This window comes from Planktosalinus sp. (assembly GCF_059864935.1).
This window is the reverse complement of record NZ_JCBCCK010000475.1, coordinates 1-2,878: the sequence shown is the minus strand read 5'-3', so window position 1 is coordinate 2,878 and position 2,878 is coordinate 1. Positions and strand designations below refer to the sequence as shown.

Annotated in this window: 2 protein-coding genes; one reads left to right on the top strand and one right to left on the bottom strand. The window is 38.8% G+C overall.

Annotated features, from left to right (window positions below):
• Positions 1–41: 41 nt before the first annotated feature.
• Positions 42–698, bottom strand: a complete 657-nt coding sequence (locus tag AC6F75_RS13945; protein ID WP_500715696.1) for an iron dependent repressor, metal binding and dimerization domain protein — start codon at positions 696–698, stop codon at positions 42–44.
• 102 nt (positions 699–800) lie between these two features.
• On the opposite strand from AC6F75_RS13945, the gene AC6F75_RS13940 reads away from it, so the two are divergent.
• Positions 801–2,878: TonB-dependent receptor domain-containing protein (locus tag AC6F75_RS13940; protein ID WP_500715695.1), on the top strand; the 2,078-nt coding region annotated here is incomplete at its 3' end.

The window sequence follows — 2,878 nt, the reverse complement described above, 5'->3', positions numbered from 1 at the left end:
GGGTTGAGTTGCTCAAAATAATCGATTATGGTATCCATAAATTAGTTGGTCTTTAAGTAAAGATTTGAAGCAATTAAATTTGAAATCATGAGGTTTTCATTACCTATTTTAATTCTGAAAGAATCATCAAAATCTTCTTTTTCAATCACCGTGATCTTTTTGCCCAATGCAATTCCGTTTTTATCCAAAAATTTTAAAAATGAGGTAGAGGTGTCTTTCACCCCCACACAAACACCGAAATCACCTGCTTTCAACGAACTGAGCAATACTTTATTCCTTTCAGGAAAAGTACCATCTTTAGAAGGAATAGGGTCGCCGTGAGGGTCAAACTTTGGAAAATCAAGGTGTTTGTCAAGTCTGTCAACCAATTTGTCAGAGTCGATATGTTCTAGCTGTTCAGCAATTTCGTGAACTTCATCCCAGTTGAAATCGAGCTTTTCAACCAGAAAAACTTCCCAAAGGCGATGTTTCCTGATAATTTTTGCGGCTGTTTTTCTGCCTTCTTTTGACAAGGTTACGCCCTGGTACTTTACATAATTGACCAATTTTTTGTCTGCAAGCTTTTTAAGCATATCCGTAACCGATGAAGCTTTGGTTTGCATTTGCTCGGCTATGCCATTGGTGGAAACACCTTCACTGGAAAAACGTTCTAGATGAAATATGGCTTTTAAATAGTTTTCTTCTGAATCACTAAACATAAACTAGGTTTTGCTTTGGCAAAAATACAAATTTATATGATATAAAATAATATTTTTAGTCTTGTCTAAATTTATTTTATATATTTGTCAAAAATTCATTAAATGAAATTATCTCTTTCTATAATTTTTACTTTCGCCTATCTTTCACTCTTGGGACAAGAAGTGAATTTCCTTGAGGGAAAAATCAATGATCAAAATGGTCCAGTTCCTTTTGCAACCGTTGTGATTAAGAATAACACCTCAGGAACACAAGCAGATGAAAATGGACAATTTAAACTGGAAACTACTTTAAAAAAAGTCACTATAGAAGTACAGGCACTTGGCTACCTTCCTCACACAAAAAGGGTTTCATTTGAAAACTCAAACACCATTTTTATTGAAATTAATTTACTTTACGCCCCTGAAGAGCTGAATACCATACTCATCATCGATAAACAAAGCGGCCTTACACGTCGCACACCTTATGCACTGACACAAGTGGATATGCAGCATATTTCACAAAGCAGTAATGCAGGAGGGGTTGCAGGGGTTTTAAAAGAACTGCCGGGCATAAGCGGCGCTGAACTGGGCCCCGGAATTGTAAAACCTTTCATTCGCGGCCTGGGGTTTTCAAGAGTGGTCACCCTGTATCAAAACAACAAACTGGAAAATCACCAGTGGGGACAGGACCACGGGCTGGGTTTAAACGGATTGGGCGTGAAAAGCGTTGATATCATTAAAGGACCCGCTTCTATCTTATACGGATCAGGAGCTATTGGAGGTGTTCTTATCATAAAAGATGATGAATCATATTTAACCTCTGGAGCCATCACCGGCAATGTTGGCTCAACATTTAACAGTACCTCAAATGGTTTTAGAACTTATGGGTCACTTGGCAAAAAATTTCAAAAGAATTTCTTTTTTGCCGTTGATGCAGCTTATGAAAATCATGCCGATTATAAAAACGGAGGGAACCGCATCATTGGCAACAGCAGGTTTAATTATAACACCCTAAGGTTACACACAGGAATAGACAAAAACAATTACAAAAACAAACTGTCATTCACTTACCAAAAACAAAATCTTGGAATCATAGATGATGATGAAATGCAAGAGACACTTGCCACAAGCCGCAATGACCGCAGTATGCAACTGCCTTTTCAGGAAGTGAGCGATTACCTGATTTCCTTTAGTGAAGAGCGTTTACACGATAAGTTTCAAACCTTTTTACACCTCTCTCATCATTTTAATGACCGAGACGAAATTGAAGAAGATTTTAACAAAATTGATTTGGGCTTAAGACAACACCACACCTTTTTTACAGGCCGAATAAGCTTCTTCCCAGAGTCTGATTTTACTCATACCTTCGGAGCGCAAGCAAGTTTAATCAACACCTCTAACAAAGAAGAAGCTGAAGACATACTCATTCCCAATGCGAGAACCCAGGATTTTGGAGTTTATTATTTAGGCAGTAAACAACTGAATAAATTTTATCTCCAGGGCGGACTTCGCTTTGACTATCGAAAAGTAGAGGCATTGGCAAATTCACAAGCACTTATAGATTATGGGTTCATACTTCCCGGAAATCCCCAAGACCGAAAGTTAAGCACAAATTTTAGTGGGTTCACAGGTTCGCTGGGTGCGAGCTACCGCTTTAACCCAATGCATCAATTGAAACTCAATGCCTCAACCGGCTTCAGGGCACCTGACCTCGCCGAACTGTTTTCAAACGGACCTCATCCAGGCACCAGCCGCTTTGAAGTGGGCAATGCCAATTTTGAAAGAGAACAAAGCCTGCAAACAGATTTAACTTACACCTTTACCGGAAATTCTCTGGGGCTTGGAGCTTCACTCTATGTAAATGATATTTCCAATTATATTTTCTTTACCAACACAGGGGAAATTAGACCCGAAGACGGACTTGAAATCTGGGAATTTCAGCAACAAAATGCTCTCCTTTATGGAACAGAATGGGAAATTACCTATCGCCCATTTCAGGACGATGCTCTGCAATTGAGGGCGACAGCTGCCATAGTTAGGGGAGAGTTAAAGGAAGAAAATGAAAATTTAACCTTTATTCCGGCAGATCAGTTTGGATTTGATTTGAGATACACACCTCCATTTTCAAAAAACACACAATTTACAGCTGCAATAAACCATACTTTTGAACAAAATCGCCCAGGTTTTAACGAATTGAGTAC

Bases quoted from the DNA above. Each gene is read 5' to 3' on its own strand.
- AC6F75_RS13945 (WP_500715696.1), bottom strand. From the start codon at position 698: ATGTTTAGTGATTCAGAAGAAAACTATTTAAAAGCCATATTTCATCTA.